This is a genomic window from Brevibacillus sp. HB2.2 (assembly GCF_013284275.1).
In the GTDB taxonomy this organism is placed as follows: Bacteria; Bacillota; Bacilli; order Brevibacillales; family Brevibacillaceae; genus Brevibacillus; species Brevibacillus brevis_D.
This window is the reverse complement of the sequence record NZ_JABSUV010000054.1, coordinates 1-15,361: the sequence shown is the minus strand read 5'-3', so window position 1 is coordinate 15,361 and position 15,361 is coordinate 1. Positions and strand designations below refer to the sequence as shown.

Annotated in this window: 19 protein-coding genes; 7 read left to right on the top strand and 12 right to left on the bottom strand. The window is 47.3% G+C overall.

Annotated features, from left to right (window positions below; genetic code table 11):
* Nucleotides 1-4: 4 nt before the first annotated feature.
* From HP401_RS26895 to fabL, 4 genes are all read right to left on the bottom strand, one after another.
* On the bottom strand, nt 5-1,786 hold the full coding sequence (locus HP401_RS26895; protein ID WP_173607247.1) for an ABC transporter ATP-binding protein: 1,782 nt from the start codon (nt 1,784-1,786) through the stop codon (nt 5-7).
* A 57-nt stretch (nt 1,787-1,843) separates the two neighbouring features.
* A complete protein-coding gene (locus HP401_RS26890) occupies nt 1,844-2,380 on the bottom strand; it encodes a DUF402 domain-containing protein (RefSeq protein ID WP_007729805.1) in 537 nt (178 codons plus the stop codon).
* 48 nt (nt 2,381-2,428) lie between these two features.
* Nucleotides 2,429-2,842 (bottom strand): GNAT family N-acetyltransferase, encoded by a 414-nt coding sequence (locus HP401_RS26885; RefSeq protein WP_016742780.1) that lies wholly within the window; start codon nt 2,840-2,842, stop codon nt 2,429-2,431.
* A 111-nt stretch (nt 2,843-2,953) separates the two neighbouring features.
* Nucleotides 2,954-3,712 (bottom strand): enoyl-[acyl-carrier-protein] reductase FabL, encoded by a 759-nt coding sequence (fabL, locus tag HP401_RS26880; protein WP_012684763.1) that lies wholly within the window; start codon nt 3,710-3,712, stop codon nt 2,954-2,956.
* A gap of 195 nt (nt 3,713-3,907) precedes the next feature.
* Here fabL and HP401_RS26875 point away from each other — a divergent pair, with 195 nt between their 5' ends.
* Entirely contained in the window at nt 3,908-4,132 is a 225-nt protein-coding gene (locus HP401_RS26875) for a hypothetical protein (RefSeq protein WP_012684762.1), read from the top strand.
* 50 nt (nt 4,133-4,182) lie between these two features.
* Here the strand turns inward: HP401_RS26875 and HP401_RS26870 are convergent, their stop codons facing one another.
* Nucleotides 4,183-6,150 (bottom strand): methyl-accepting chemotaxis protein, encoded by a 1,968-nt coding sequence (locus tag HP401_RS26870; protein WP_173607246.1) that lies wholly within the window; start codon nt 6,148-6,150, stop codon nt 4,183-4,185.
* 216 nt (nt 6,151-6,366) lie between these two features.
* A complete protein-coding gene (locus HP401_RS26865) occupies nt 6,367-6,642 on the bottom strand; it encodes a hypothetical protein (protein ID WP_173607245.1) in 276 nt (91 codons plus the stop codon).
* Nucleotides 6,643-6,680: 38 nt separating this feature from the next.
* On the opposite strand from HP401_RS26865, the gene HP401_RS26860 reads away from it, so the two are divergent.
* The 3 genes from HP401_RS26860 to HP401_RS26850 all read left to right on the top strand — a co-directional run bounded on the left by HP401_RS26860 (nt 6,681) and on the right by HP401_RS26850 (nt 8,024).
* A complete protein-coding gene (locus HP401_RS26860; RefSeq protein ID WP_012684760.1) occupies nt 6,681-6,833 on the top strand; it encodes a hypothetical protein in 153 nt (50 codons plus the stop codon).
* Between the two features lie 137 nt (nt 6,834-6,970).
* A complete protein-coding gene (locus HP401_RS26855) occupies nt 6,971-7,129 on the top strand; it encodes a hypothetical protein (protein WP_012684759.1) in 159 nt (52 codons plus the stop codon).
* Between the two features lie 118 nt (nt 7,130-7,247).
* Entirely contained in the window at nt 7,248-8,024 is a 777-nt protein-coding gene (locus tag HP401_RS26850; protein ID WP_173607244.1) for a Cof-type HAD-IIB family hydrolase, read from the top strand.
* A gap of 41 nt (nt 8,025-8,065) precedes the next feature.
* On the opposite strand, the gene mutY is transcribed toward HP401_RS26850, so the two are convergent.
* Both mutY and HP401_RS26840 read right to left on the bottom strand, forming a co-directional pair.
* Nucleotides 8,066-9,172, bottom strand: a complete 1,107-nt coding sequence (gene mutY / locus HP401_RS26845; protein WP_173607243.1) for an A/G-specific adenine glycosylase — start codon at nt 9,170-9,172, stop codon at nt 8,066-8,068.
* 31 nt (nt 9,173-9,203) lie between these two features.
* Entirely contained in the window at nt 9,204-9,485 is a 282-nt protein-coding gene (locus tag HP401_RS26840) for an MFS transporter (RefSeq protein ID WP_173607242.1), read from the bottom strand.
* Nucleotides 9,486-9,644: 159 nt separating this feature from the next.
* On the opposite strand from HP401_RS26840, the gene HP401_RS26835 reads away from it, so the two are divergent.
* Together HP401_RS26835 and HP401_RS26830 are read left to right on the top strand one after the other, a co-directional pair.
* Complete coding sequence (locus tag HP401_RS26835; protein ID WP_016742786.1) at nt 9,645-10,634, top strand: metal-dependent hydrolase; 990 nt, start codon at nt 9,645-9,647, stop codon at nt 10,632-10,634.
* 143 nt (nt 10,635-10,777) lie between these two features.
* On the top strand, nt 10,778-11,323 hold the full coding sequence (locus tag HP401_RS26830) for a pyridoxamine 5'-phosphate oxidase family protein (RefSeq protein ID WP_173607241.1): 546 nt from the start codon (nt 10,778-10,780) through the stop codon (nt 11,321-11,323).
* A 55-nt stretch (nt 11,324-11,378) separates the two neighbouring features.
* Here HP401_RS26830 and HP401_RS26825 read toward each other — a convergent pair whose 3' ends face one another.
* The 4 genes from HP401_RS26825 to HP401_RS26810 form a co-directional block, all read right to left on the bottom strand.
* Complete coding sequence (locus HP401_RS26825) at nt 11,379-11,825, bottom strand: carboxymuconolactone decarboxylase family protein (RefSeq protein ID WP_173607240.1); 447 nt, start codon at nt 11,823-11,825, stop codon at nt 11,379-11,381.
* Nucleotides 11,826-11,897: 72 nt separating this feature from the next.
* Nucleotides 11,898-12,785 (bottom strand): RNA polymerase sigma factor SigJ, encoded by an 888-nt coding sequence (sigJ, locus tag HP401_RS26820; RefSeq protein WP_173607239.1) that lies wholly within the window; start codon nt 12,783-12,785, stop codon nt 11,898-11,900.
* Complete coding sequence (locus HP401_RS26815; RefSeq protein WP_173607238.1) at nt 12,785-13,579, bottom strand: dioxygenase family protein; 795 nt, start codon at nt 13,577-13,579, stop codon at nt 12,785-12,787. Before HP401_RS26815 ends, sigJ begins: the two co-directional genes overlap by 1 nt.
* 172 nt (nt 13,580-13,751) lie before the next feature.
* Nucleotides 13,752-14,360 (bottom strand): superoxide dismutase, encoded by a 609-nt coding sequence (locus HP401_RS26810; RefSeq protein ID WP_012684750.1) that lies wholly within the window; start codon nt 14,358-14,360, stop codon nt 13,752-13,754.
* A 192-nt stretch (nt 14,361-14,552) separates the two neighbouring features.
* Here HP401_RS26810 and HP401_RS26805 point away from each other — a divergent pair, with 192 nt between their 5' ends.
* On the top strand, nt 14,553-15,323 hold the full coding sequence (locus HP401_RS26805) for a sulfite exporter TauE/SafE family protein (RefSeq protein WP_016742792.1): 771 nt from the start codon (nt 14,553-14,555) through the stop codon (nt 15,321-15,323).
* Nucleotides 15,324-15,361: the final 38 nt, after the last annotated feature.

The following is a 15,361-nucleotide window of genomic DNA, read 5'->3' as shown; positions in this document are numbered from 1 at the left end:
CTGCTTATCCCTGTTGCAGGTCGGATGTACTTCCTAAATCTTGCACACTCCACAGGCCATAGTATACTCCCTTTCTCTCCAGCAATTGCTCGTGGGTGCCTTCCTCAACGATTTGTCCCTCTTTCATGACAATGATTTTGTCCGCATGGGTAATCGTTGAAAGTCGATGGGCCACGATGAGCGTGGTTCTTCCTTTTGCCAATCTGGACAAAGACTCCTGAATCGTATGCTCTGATTCCAAGTCGAGGGCAGATGTCGCCTCATCCAGAATCAGAATACCTGGGTCACGCAGGAAAACTCGCGCAATCGCGATTCTCTGTTTTTGCCCGCCAGAGAGCTTTACGCCTCGCTCCCCCAGCTCCGTATGGTAGCCATTCGGTAATTCGCTAATAAAGTCATGGGCATTGGCCGCCTTCGCAGCTTCTTGCACAGCATTGTCATCTGCATCAGGATTGCCCATTAAAATATTCACTTTTGCTGATTCACTAAACAAAATATTATCTTGCTGCACCATCCCGATGTGGTGACGCAAATTTTGCTGCTTCACATCGCGGATATCGAGGCCATCAATCGTAATTTTCCCTTCTGTCACGTCCCAAAAACGCGGCAGCAAGCTAATCAACGAAGATTTTCCGCCGCCTGACATCCCGACAATCGCAACCGTTTCACCAGAAGAGATGTTCAAATTCACGTTATTCAAGACAAGAGGGCCTTCCTCCCGATAGCGGAAGGACACGTTCTCAAAGCGAATTTCGCCGCGAATGCGTTTGGTTGCAGGGTCTACAGGCAACTCTCCTGCGTTTGGCTTGTCTACGATATCGTACGTTTCATCGATAAACTCGAACATCCGGTCCATCGATGCAATTGCCTGCGTCAGTACCGTACTGGAATTAACCAGACGTCGCAGTGGTGTGTACAAGCGCTCCAAATAAGCATAAAACGCAACCAGCGTCCCTACGCTCATGCTCCCGCCGATGACTTGGTAGCCAGCATAGGCAATGACCAGAAGTGGTGCGATATCCGTCACGGTATTGACCACAGCGAAGGTTCGGGCATTCCACCGCGTATGTGCCAGTGCCTTATCCAGAAACTGATTGTTCTCCTTGGCAAATTCCTTGCTCTCCTGCTTTTCCAATGCAAAGCTGCGGATGAGCGACATGCCGTTTACACGTTCGTACAAATACCCTTGTAGATGCGCCAGTGCAGCGGAACGATCCTTTGTCAATTGACGCAAGCGCTTGTAGAAAAACTTGACGGAGATACTGTACAAAGGGAAAACGATAATCGCGACAATCGTCAGCTCCACGTCCATATAGAGCATGATCCCCATCGTCAATGTAATCGTAATCAGGTCCAACCAAAGATTCATCAATCCTGTTTCCACGAAGCTTTTGGTTGATTCCACGTCGTTAATGACCCGAGAGATGACCTCACCCGTTTTGGTATTGTTGTAGTAGCGCATCGACAGTCGTTGTAAATGAGAAAACAATTGATTGCGAATGTCGAACAAGATACGACTGGATACCCACTGTGCATAGTATTGCCGGATGTACTCAACAGGGGTGCGAACGACGGTAAATAACAAAAAAGCCCCGAGCATCAGCCAAAATAGCTGTCTCAGCTTTTCCTCTTGAGGAAGCGGACTTGGCAGCAGGTCATCAATGACGTATTTGATAAGAAGTGGCAGAGCAAGTGGGATCGCGAACTTAATAATTCCAATCAATATAGTGCCCAATATTTGTTTCCAATAGGGCAGGACATAAGCCAAATAGCGGCGTATGCTCAAGCGTCATACCTCCTTTGCAAACAAGGAAATCCCTCCCCCGGTCATTCGGGAAAGGGATTATTCCTCATCATCTCGTACTAAAAGATAACGCTCGTACCAGCGTTGGACGAAGCCGTTTTGAAAAGGGCCACGTCGTGCGCTTACCCAATCCAGCACCTCTCGCAATGCTGTCTGCACTCTTTCCACAACAAATGGAGGATAGTTCATCTGTTTGCTATGTAAAAGAAACTCCTCTTCGTCGAGAATCGAGTACGTCATATCGGGAAACACTTTTACGTCGAGATCATAGTCTATGTAGCTTAGCAATTGTCCCTTCATGCTGAAGGGCGAACCAATGTTGCAATAATAATAAATACCGTCATCACGAATCATGGCAATGGTATTGAACCACTGGCCTCTACCAAATGTACAAATGGCCGGTTCACGCGTACGCCATTCCCGCCCGTCTGCTTCTGTCACCTTGACCCGATCATTTCCCCCAATCACCACCGCATCACTGGTATGAATCAACGTAGATTTGTCCCATATGCGGTGCAACGAATGGTCATGTTTATAACTTTCTATGCGGATATTGGAGCCCGGAGTTGGTGACATGACTCTCCCCTTTCTTCTCTTCTCTATTTGAATGGGGACAAGCCTCCTTTAAGAAGAGAGCTTTTTGGAAAGTGTAACATATTTTTGTACTTCATAGCCAAGTGAAAGGTAAAACGGAAGGACTTCCGGATTTGATTGATTGACCATGATCAAGACGTTATTGACACCTCGTTGCTTGAAACGCTTTTCAATTGCTTCAACGAGTTCGCGACCAATACCTGAGCCTTGCATCTCTGGAAGTACAGCCAATCGGTAGAAATAGGCACGTGCTCCGTCGATCGTGCCAACCACGACCCCTACCACTCTGCCTTCAATTTCCGCAACCATTACCAGATCGCTGTCCCAAGCCAAATGCTGGGCCAAATCGTTCAATGACTCTTTGTCCGATTGGTCCAACCCCGTCTCCTGCCAAATACGTGTGATAGCCGAATAGTCACCGAGTCGAAACGGACGAATCAGCATGTGTTGCCTCCTTCGTAACCTTCTTCCTCTATTGTACAACACATGGACAACTTTGTCTTGTGTCGCAACACCACAAAGTCTCCAACTCCATACTCCATCTACAATAAATCATTATGTCAAAAGAGAAATACCGCCGTCTACAATCAATGTCTGTCCGCGAACCATCCACGCTTTGTCGGAGAGCAAGAACATCACAGCATTAGCCAAATCTTCCGGCTCCACAATGCGTCCTGCTGGCGTACGCTCTGCTGAGCTACCGAGCAATTCTTCACGATTCGGGAAATGTTTGAGTGCATCCGTATCCACCGCTCCGCCAGATACAGCGTTTACTACAATATTATGCGGTGCAAGCTCGACTGCCAAATAACGAGTAATCGCTTCTACAGCTGCCTTCGATACGCCAACCGCTGTATAGTTATCGAGTACGCGAATGGACCCAAGGCTGGACAAGCTCACGATTTTTCCGCCGTTGCCACCCTTGATCATTAGTTTTGCCGCTTCTTGCGCACAGAACAACAGCGCCTTGCTGTTAATTTCCATGGTCCAGTCCCAATGGCTTTCTTCCAGCTCCATCAGCGGACGCAATACACCCGATGCCGCATTGTTCACAAAGACATCCAAGCGACCAAATTCCTGGTCAATTTCTGCGAACAATTCTTTGATTTTTGCTACATCCCCTACATTGGCTTTGATCAGATGGACACGAGCGCCCTTTGCTTCCAGCTCTGCTGCTGCTTCTCTTGCCGCAGTGCGGTTACGCAAATAGTTCAGCACCAGGTCATAACCCTGTTCCGCCAATTGAAGAGCAATCGCTTTTCCGATCCCTCGGGTCCCGCCAGTAACCAGTGCAACTTTTTTCGTTGTATTCATAAAAAGATTACCTCCCAACCTGACCAACTATTAATAGCAGGTACTAATATGTAAAAATCACCTTTTCATTATACAACTCCACCTGCGCTTTTTCTACCTACGGAAAAAATCCCGGCATGACTTGATCCTCTCAACTATAGCCATACTAAGCTCGCGGTATCAGGCAACCACTACCACATAAGGAGGAATGGCAGGGTGTACATAGGTCGGGAATTATCCGAATTAACCATGGTGCCACTAGCTGATTGGGAAATGAATGAGCTGCTTTATTACCATCACAATTTTTCGCAATTGGCAGCTTACCTCAGTGCAGAAGGAGCCTCTCTTCACGTCAAAGTCATCCATGAGCTTGAATCCAGAGGGCCTGTGAATGGAGACAGCGGGGGATGGGATCATTCCTCGTCACCTATTTACGATTAAGTAAAAAGCCCGGCTGCTCGTGTATGTAGACACGGCACCCGGGCTTGTTTTTAGATACGGAATTGGCCGATCTGGTTTTGCAATTCCTCCGCGAGATGTTCGAGAGAAACGGCTGAGGAAGCGATCTCTTCCATAGAGGCTAGCTGCTCCTGGGCAGCTGCGGATACACTTTGTGTTCCATCAGACGCTTGCAGTGTCACTTCGGAAATATGACCAATAATCTCAACCACTTTCTGTGCCCTTGTGGAGAAATCATTTGTCGCTTCAGATACCTGACCGATTTTCTCTGCCACTTCATTGACGGCTGATTGAATTTGCTCGAAGGACTGGCCAGCTTCGTTCACTTTTTCAATACCTTGCGTGACTTCACGCTTGCTCTGATCCATGACAAGCACAGCATGGTTTGTCTCCGCTTGAATCGCGGTGATCAGCTGACTAATTTGTTGTGCCGAGCTTGCGGATTGCTCTGCCAGCTTGCGTACCTCATCAGCCACCACAGCAAAGCCTCGTCCATACTCCCCTGCTCTAGCCGCTTCGATTGCCGCATTTAGTGCGAGCAGATTGGTTTGGTTTGCGATGGCAGTGATCACATCCACGATGTTTCCGATTTCCTGGGAACGCGTACCCAAATTATCCACGACTTTTGCCAGACCGTGAATCGATTCGCTGGATGCATTCATTTGCAACACAGCCGATTGAATGGCCATGTTTCCGGTCACTGCCAAGTCTGACGATTCCCGAGCTGCGATGAAAACGTTTTGTGTATGCTCTGCGATCTGACCAATTCTTGCCGACATTTGTTCGACTGCTGCGTTACCCTCCTGCGTATGGGAGACTTGCTGCTCAGTTCCTTCCGCCATTTCTTGCATGGTCTCTGCAATCTGTTCTGTCGCTTTGCTTGTCTGGTCCGCACTTGCAGAGAGCTGCTCTGCCGAAGAAGCCAGCTGCTGAACAGAATCATTCACAGAATGGAGCAAGGAACGAAGAGATTCCGCCATGTGATTGAAGGCTTTGCCCAACGTACCCAACTCATCGTCACTACGTATATGTACTTGTTGTGTCACATCGCCTTGGCTCATTTTTTCCGCTGCTTCTGTCAACATGCGCAAAGGACGGAGTAAGGAGCGCAAAATCACGTAAATGATTCCGCCAGCTACCACCAGCGCAGCAATTATAATCACGAGCATCGTGTAAAAAATCGGATTTGCTGCTTCTCCTGCTTCGCTTTCATACATCACGCCAACCAGCTTCCAACCCGTATTTTCATTCGTAGTAAACACGGCTTGGACAGGATTTCCTTCGTGCTGAAATTGTAATCGACCTGACTCTTTTGCATATACAGTATCCACCCAAGACTCTGCAACCTCAACGCCAGACTCTCCATTTGGATTGACTAGCATTTTTCGGTTTTTATCCAAAATCGTCATAAATCCTTGGGTACCGATTTTCGCTTGCTTGACCGTCGCGTCCAGCGCTGACAGTTGAATATCAATTCCATAAACACCGGACTGATCAGGCAATGCCATCGCAATTCCTACCACGACTTTGCCGGTAATGGCATCTATGTACGGGTCCACAATGATGGTCTTTCCTGGCTGCTTCATGGCTGCTATGTACCAATCTCTCTTTCGCGGGTCGAATCCGTCCGGGAGCTTGGAATCGGTTGCAGTCATCATGCCGCCATTCTCGTCCCCGATATACGCTTCACTCAATTCCGAGTTTAAAGCGAGAAAACGCTGCAATTTCTTTTTGGTGATCACCCTGTTCTCTTCCTGAATGTCTTTGCGTACAATATCAGCAGCGATCCACCCCACATTCCTTGATTGCTCCATCAGTGTCCGATTCAAAAGCGCGTCTACCAACCGAACATTTTCAGAGGCAGTCGTAAGCAATTCATTTGACAGCTCTGTCTTGGCACTCTGATAAGAGAGCAGCCCGAGCAAAAGCATGGGGACCACTAATATCGTGGAAAATGTAGCGATCAGCTTGGATTTCACAGTAAGTCTGGGTGTTTTCATTCGCTAGCATCACCTTTCTGGTGTCATGATTGTCCTATATGGTTACCCGATATATGTCTCATTGTAAACTTTCCATTGCCCACCAGACTACATATTTGTTTATTTTTTATTATCTTTTATTATATTCAGAATATACTTTCTTCTAGAAATAGGTAAAAAATCGCTTTACAACAAGAAAAAAATGCCATATTCTAAGAGTACGTTCCACTCACACTACTACTTCTGAAAGAAAGGAGGCAGCACCATGATGATGATAGCAATGAACCTGAAACCAGCTCTTATGGATCGTCTTGTGGATGTTACAACTGAATATAGCAGCGCCTCCTGGGTCGACGAATTCCAGTAGTATTCGTACTCTTCAACATTTCCTTTTCGTCTATTACCGACCACAGGCGTTGTTGCTTGTGGTCTTTCTATGCCCTTCAAAACGGCATGTCCGTTTTTGTTGCCAGAAGACCGCAGGCTTTCGCCCGTGGTCTTTTTCTTTCTCATGAATTAACATTTTCCACCTTGAAAGGGGGTGACTGGTAATGGTACTGAACTTCTTGCTTTTCACTGTCAAGATTGAACGCAATAAGGAACAAGCAGAGAAACTTTTCGCAGAATCTGCTCGCTGTCGCTATCTCGAAGAACGCGCCGAAGAACACGCTTTTGAAGCTGCACAATTTGTGAGCCGCATTTAATGGACACCACTACTTGACTACAGGAGGGATTTTAGTATGAAAAACAAACAACGGCGTCAGATGATGAGGTTTACAGGAGTCAAAGCGATAGACGGTAGCTGACTGCACCAAACTAACGGGATGGGAGGGATACACTCATGTACATTCCAATGATTTTCTTCACAATCATTATTGAGAAACGGAAATTGACACCGAAGCAGCTTGAAGCAAAATACATGCAACAACAAGCGCTGAAACGCATCGAAGAACAAAAGCATCAGATCGTGACACAATTTCCAGAGTTTTTGATTCGATAAAAAGTAACAGTTTCACAAAGATCATGTCTGCGGGGGCATGATCTTTTTATTTTCCACTGCTCTTCCCCTCTCTCGAAGCTTTATAATGATTCAAAAGAGAAAAGTGGGGAGTGAAATCATGGAGTATCAAATCGTCTTTTTAGACATTGATGGGACACTCATCAACGAAGAGAAAGTCATACCACCGGATACACTCGAAGCCATTCAAGAGCTGCAAAGAAACAAGATCGAGGTCGTCTTAGCAACAGGTAGAGCTCATTATTATTTTGACGAGCTTGCCAAACGGTGCGGCATCGACTCGTATGTCAGTTGCAATGGCGCATATGTCGTCTATCAAGGAACAACCATTTATGATCGCCCCATCCCGACCAAAACACTCGATCAATTGCAACAGATCGCGGCCCAGCATGACCATCCTATCCTGTTTCAAGGCAGTACGGCGGGCTTTTCTACCCATAAGCAGCATCCGTATTTGGATTGGACCTTTCAGCAATTGAAGCTTGATTCCCCTGATCACAATGCGGATTTCGCCCATTCTGAAAACATTTATCAAGCGCTGTTGTTTACACCAGATGCGCATGAGCAGCAATACAGAGAAGAGCTTCCCGCTCTCACGTTTATACGCTGGCATGAGTATTGTATGGATGTTTTTGCAAAAGGCGGTTCAAAAGCGCTTGGTATTGAAGCGCTTCTCTCCCATATCGGGCTTGCGCCAAGCAAGGCAGTTGCTTTTGGAGACGGTCTGAATGACAAAGAGATGCTCTCTTATGTCGGGATGGGAATCGCCATGGGTAATGCGCATGAAGCTTTGTTGCCGCATGCCAATTACGTCACGCGCCACGTCGATGATGGCGGGATATCTCACGGCTTGCGTCACATCGGTCTGATGAAATAAATAAAAGCTGCCGAGAAATGCCCGACAGCTTTGCCTACCTGTTATTTTTGTCCCAACAGCTCACGAATTTTTTGATGCGCCATCGGAATGGTGTAAGCATCTAATTCCTCCCAAGCAGCGTATTTTGCATGAGCGGGGAGCTCTTCCCCTTCGATCCAGTCACAGGACCATACTTGCATGTTCCACTGCAAATGGGAGAAGACGTGCTGAACCGTCCCTAACGGCTGCATGACCTCTACATCGATTCCGAATCGTTCACGCAAACCAACTGCGAGTGCCTCCTGCTTGGCAGCATCACTTTCCTGTTCGGTTTCAACAGTAGGAAATTCCCACATGCCGGCGAGTAGCCCCTGATCGGGACGCTTATTAATCAATACTTTGCCGTCGCGAATGATAATACCTACTTGCAGATCAACAGGACGTGGAGGTTTGGCTTTGCCTTTGACCGGCAGCTCTTCTGCCACTCCTTCTTGGCGCGCCATACAGTAGTCAAACACTGGACAGGTCAAGCATTGCGGAGTGCGTGGAACACAGACCATCGCTCCCAGCTCCATTAAAGCCTGATTGAAATCTCCCGCTCTTCCCTCTGGAATGACTTGGCGTACGAGATGTTCGATTTTGATTCTTGTGGCAGGCTTGGCAATGTCATCGGTTAAATACAGCAGGCGTGAAAAAACACGCATAACATTTCCATCCACAGCCGGCTCCGCCTTTTCATAGGCAATGCTAAGAATGGCACCTGCTGTATACGGCCCGACACCTTTTAGTGTAGCAATCTCTTCTGGTGTATCCGGCACAACGCCTCCATAGCGAACCGTTACCTCGCGGGCTGCAGCTTGAAGATTGCGCGCGCGGGAGTAGTAACCGAGTCCTTCCCACGCTTTTAAGACATCTTCCTCGGGTGCTTTCGCTAACTCACTCACTGTCGGAAATTTCTCCATGAAATTCGCATAATAAGGTTTAACGGTCTCAACGCGTGTTTGCTGAAGCATAATCTCCGATACCCAGATACGATATGGGTCTTTGTTGATCCGCCAAGGCAAATCCCGCTTTTGTGAGTCGTACCAGGCCAGCAAATCCTGAGCAAAGCCAAACACATGAAATTGTTCAGGAAGTGTATATTTCAAGCTTTCTTTTTTTCTTGCCATTTCCGTTTACTCTACTCCTTTTCAACCCAGTTTAAGCGGGACGAAACGCCCACACATGCAGTTTTGCAGCTCCGCCGGAAATACAGTCGCAAAAGTCTTGATCTGCCAATCGACTTGCCTTGATTTCTTCGTATATTTGAACAGTCTCGACCTCAAATGTTTCGACAAACAGACCGGGCTGATCCAGGCCCTCCATTAAGCGATACTGATGTGCACCCATCGCTTCCATTCGCCCAGCCATCGAGGTGAGCAATCGCAGAGCGTGACTTCGTTTTTCAGTATCCAGCTTGTATTCAATGAAAACCGTTAGCATGCAACGTGTTCCTCCTTTACCGATTCAACGCTTTCATCATACCTTTCCCACCCCGTACGAACAAGCACACAAATATTTTCAGAACGGGCGGGAATTAACCTTAGGCAAACGCTATAATAAACAATAACAGTGGAAGGAAGGGAGGAAGACAACGATTCCATGGATACAGCCACACATTTTGCCATGGGCTTTGGATTGGCCGGGCTCGCCTATCTTGATCCTGTCGTAGCTTCTACTCCGTCACTTGCAATGGCCGTCATGATTGGAACGGTCATTGGCTCGCAGGCACCTGATTTGGATGGCTTAGTCCGCCTTCGTGGTACCGCTGCCTACATTCGCAACCACCGAGGCGTTTCTCACTCGGTTCCCGCTTTATTTCTCTGGACTGGAGCCATTTTTGTTCTCATCCAGGCCATAATGCCACAGCCCCATTGGCTGCATTTGCTCGGCTGGATATTCCTGGCCGTCTGTTTACACGTATTCGTTGATTTGTTCAATTCCTATGGCACAAAGGGCCTGTACCCGTTTCGCGACAAATGGGTGGCGCTCAACGCCATTTTCATTTTCGATCCGTTCATTTTTGCTGCTCATCTCGTCGGCTTTATGCTATGGGCGGCAGGCGCGCATCCTGGACACGTCTTTTTATGGATATACGTGATCATTGCCGGATACTACTACTGGCGTTGTCAGGTGCAAAGACGTACGACGGAGCTGGTTCGCCAACGAATCGGCAAAGCTGGTACCTTCACCATCATCCCTACACTTTCCTGGACGTATTGGACCTTCGTCGCAAAGACAGAGCAGCATTGGTATGTAGGTGAAGTCATTTCGGGGGACGTCGTCATCTTGGACACCTTCTCCATCAAACCGGAAAATGAGCGGATTGCGGCAGCCAAGAAAAGTTACAAAGTCCAGTCCTTCCTCGCTTTTACTCATCATGTGCATGTAGAAACAAAGGAGCGTTCCTTTGGCTATGAGGTCAAATGGATTGATCTGCGCTACCGCTCGCGTTTTCAAGGGAAAAGTCACTACATGTTCGTCGCCGTGGTCTACCTCGATTTTGATCTGACCATCCGCGATTCATTCGTCGGCTGGATCCACCGCGGAGAAGAACAGCTCACTAAAAAATTGGACTCCAAACGCTCGTAATAAGACGAGACTCCCGCCCCTGCTAAAAGAGGGCGGTTATTTTTTGGTCATCTGACCCGTTCATTTTTACCAAAATTGCACCTGTTCCCCTAGTCAAATACCCATTACGATCAAAATAACAACGACAGACTGGGGGACTCGACATGATACCAATTCGTTATTCCAAGCGTACCATTACTGATCAGGAGCAAATTGACCAATTTTTGCAAGTGGCAAAGGTCGGCCATCTCGGCTTGTCCAATGAAATCGAGCCGTACATCCTGCCTTTGAATTTTGCTTGGTGGAATGGCTGTATTTATTTTCACGGCGCGGATTCTGGCAGAAAAATCGAAATGATCAATGGCAACAACCGCGTATGTTTCAGTGTTTGCGAGGAGTACGGCACGATCGCCTCACCTGTGCCTGCCCATGTCGATACGGCTTACATGAGTTTGTTTATCGCCGGAACAATTGAGCGTGTTTCTGAACCTGAGGAAATGCGCGATGCGATGCAATCCATGATCGACAAGTACGTACCCGGCTACTATTCAGAACCGTTGCCTTTGCAGCATGTCATCAAGTATCGTTCTTCGATGGGCAGTACAACCGCCATCTTCCGGATTACGCCTACTGCACTGACCGCCAAAGGTAACCCACTTTCCGAAGAGAATCAGTTCTATCCCGGCAGAAAAGTCGAGATGGATGTATAGCAACGAAAAAAGACACGCTCCATTATAAGAGACGTGTCTTTTGCTTGACTGATCTTTACTTATTATACGGAGCACTCATTCCTGTAGAAATCGCAATTCGGTTCCAGCAGTTGATCGTGTTGATTGCCATAATCAGGGAAACGTACTGGTTCTCGTCAAAATGCTCGCGAACCTGCTGATAAAGCTCTTCAGAAACACCGTTAGCTGTAATGACAGTGACTGCTTCTGTCAGAGCAAGGACGGTGCGCTCTGCCTCTGTGTAAACCGCGGATTCTCTCCATACACTGAGCAAGTAAATTCGTTGCTCTGTCTCACCTAGCTTGCGCGCATCTTGCGTATGCATATCCATGCAAAAAGCGCAGCCGTTGATTTGGGAGGCACGAATTTTGATCAGCTCAATCAGTTTTTTGTCCAAGCCGCTCTCATTCACGAATTTTTCCAGCTTGAGCATAATTTGATACGCTTCGGGATTTACTGTACGATGATTGATTCTAGCTTGCATGATTCATCTTTCCTCTCCACTCGAATTTGCTTTCACCCTCAAAGACGAGTGAAGCGTCGTTCTTGTGACGAATCATCCATTTTCTTTTTGCAAATGGGCAAGCTTATCTGGATTGACCATCATGTACAAGCGTGCAATGCGATCTTCTTCATTCATAGTGATCTGAATGATCATTTTCAGCTGACCTTCGGAGTAGACGATGATTCCATCTTGACCGTTGATCGAGCGAATCTGCATAGTAGCATGAGAAGCCCACTTCGGCCATACCCCCATCCAGAAGGCAGTAATCCGCTCATCTGAGAAGATGGGATGAATAGCCGCACGGACTTTCCCGCCACCATCGCTGACAAACACGGCATCTTTTGTCAAAAGTCCGATCAACGACTTCGCATCTGACTTGGAGATGGCCTGCATTAGCTGTTCTACCAAACTCGAAGTCCGACTCGACTGAGGGACGATCGCCTGATAACCTGCTTCAGCCAGCTTTTTTCTCGCAAGGCTAAACTTCTTACGGCAATTTACTTCGGTCATTCCGAGCATCGCAGCAATTTCGCTGTATTCGTAGTCGAGTGCTGTTCGGAGCACAAAAACGGCCCGTAGCGTCGACGGTAGTTTTTCCAAGAGAACAAGTAAGCCATACGAGACGGCTTCTTCGGCAATCACCGTTTGCAAGGGATCATTGGTTTCCGAAGCATCCAACATCGGCTCCGGCAGCCATTCCCCTACATACTGCTCCCGCTTCCAACGGGCTGATTTTAATACGTCCAGACAACGATTGGTCACAGCTTTGCACAGATAGCTTTTTACATGGTGAATGTCTTGGATGTCGGTACCTGCCAATACAAGAAAAGTATCCTGAACAATGTCCTCCGCTTCCGTTACCGAGCCAGTCATCCGGTACGCAAGGGAAAACAGTAATGATTTATACTCCCGATAAACATCCTCCATGTGCACGGTCATTATTTGGGATCACCAAACTGCCAAAGGGTGTGAGTGAGACTTCCATAGCGGATGCTCATATGCAGGCGCTTCGCTGTACGCTCATCGTCGGCAGCACCCATGACGTACACGAGTGGGACAAAATGCTCGGTTCCATACGCGGGAACAGCTTTTTCGGCATGTGGAGCAAGTTCGCGATAGTTGGCGAGATCCTCGACATTCCAGTCAGTCAATGTTGTTTGCAGCCAGTCTTCGAATTGCTCCGCCCACTCAAAGGTATTACTACCAGACTCTCTTAGGTCCATATAGGAAAAATTATGGACAGTTCCGCCACTGCCGAGGATCAGAACGTCTTTTTTGCGGAGCGGACTGAGTGCTTTGCCGATCTGATATTGCTCCTTCACAGTCAGGTTCGGATTAACTGATAAGGCAACAACAGGAATATCTGCATTCGGATAAATATGGCGCAAAACAACCCAGTGTCCATGGTCCAAGCCTCTTGTCGTGTTCAAAGCAACAGGAATACCCGCTTCCTGAAGAAGGCGGATGGTTTCATCCGCTACTTCACGCTCTCCTTTTGCCGGGTACTCGATTTCGTATAACGCTTGCGGAAAACCGCCAAAATCGTGAATGGTCGGGAAGGTGTCCATGGTTCCCACCATTTGATCATAGGCTTCCCAGTGAGCGGAAAAAATGACAATAGCACGCGGCTTGCGCGGGAGCAGGCCAGGCAATTTGTTCAGTGCTTCTGTATAGGCATTGTTTTCTATAGCAAGTAACGGGGCACCATGTGCAATGAAAAAAGACGGCATCATATGCGTACACTCTCCTCTATACTTTTTAAACTTAGTTACTTTTTGTAAGTATTATATCGCATAATCATCACGGTTACAAGTGTATCCAGAATTGATGCCGTTTCTTTTCTCTGAACAAAAAAAGCTTGCCGTTCCTAAAGAACGACAAGCCTTATAGCTGGTAAAGTTACAATTACTTCGCTGCTGCGAAACGCTTGCTAACTTCATCCCAGTTTACTACGTTCCAGAACGCACCGATGTAGTCAGGGCGTTTGTTTTGGTAGTTCAGGTAGTATGCATGCTCCCAAACATCCAGACCAAGGATAGGTGTTTTACCTTCCATGATTGGGCTGTCTTGGTTAGGAGTAGAGCTGATTGCTACTTTTCCGCCTTCTGCAGTCAGCCAAGCCCATCCGGAACCGAAACGAGTAGTAGCTGCTTTTGCGAATTCTGCTTTGAAGTTGTCAAAGCTTCCGAATGCCGCGTTAATTGCGTCAGCCAGTTCACCAGTTGGTGCGCCGCCGCCGTTCGGGCTCATGATTTCCCAGAACAATGTGTGGTTAGCATGGCCTCCACCGTTGTTGCGAACAGCAGTGCGGATGGACTCAGGCAGAGCATCCAGATTGCTGATGAGCTCTTCAATGCTTTTACCTTGCAGGTCAGCGTGTGCTTCTAGAGCTGCATTCAGATTGTTGACATAAGTAGCATGGTGGCGTCCGTGATGGATTTCCATGGTTTGCGCGTCGATATGTGGTTCCAAAGCGTTGTGTGCATAAGGCAATGCAGGAAGTTGATGTGCCATTGTAACATTCCTCCTCAAATTATGTAGGTCAAGCTTACGACTTCATTATACTGTATGCCAAACAGTTTTTCAACAAATCGGTATGCAAAGTATATTAATCTATTTACTATTTCAAAGAAATTCTATCTTGCAAACGAAAAGGAGCGTGCTAGACTTGGATTATTACAAACGAAGAGAATCAGGTGATTACTAGTGGAAATGGACTTATCAACGATCGTACTTCTCGCCGTCTTTGGATTCGTTGCAGCTTTCATTGACAGTACTGTTGGTGGAGGTGGGCTCATCTCTCTCCCCGCTCTGCTCGGTCTAGGAATGCCACCGTACCTTGCTCTTGGCACGAACAAGTTGGCTGGCACGATTTCATCTGCCACCAGCTCCTACACCTTTATCAAGAGCGGTAAATTTGACAAGAAGCTCATGCTGATCTTGTTTCCCGTCTCCCTGGTCGGCGCCTATTTCGGAGCGAAAACAGTTCTGTTCGTTCCTCAGGAGTTTTTGAAGACCCTTGTCGTTATTATGATGGCACTCATTTTTGTTTACACCCTTTTTAACAAACGATTCGGTCAAGATTCCAACTACAAAGGGCTGACCAAATTTACGCTTGGCATCGGTATTCCTTTTACCTTTTTAATCGGATTTTACGATGGATTTTTCGGGCCGGGAACCGGTTCGTTCTTTGTTTTTCTGATGGTGCTTTTGTTTGGCTATGATTTTGTGATTGCAGCTGGCAATGGCCGAATTTTGAATCTGGCCAGTAACATTTCAGCGCTTTTTGTCTTCACAATGGAGGGCAAGGTCGTCTTCATGACTGGGCTCATCATGGGGATTGCGATGCTGTTGGGGGCAAACCTCGGTGCCAAAATGGCCATCAAAACGGGGGTACGTTATGTCCGTCCGTTGTTCTTGGTCGTATCCATTACCTTGATTGTGAAGATGGTGTATGAGTTGATTTTTACAGCTTGATCAGCTTGGAAAAAACATTTGTACGTTGCTGTAGTGGT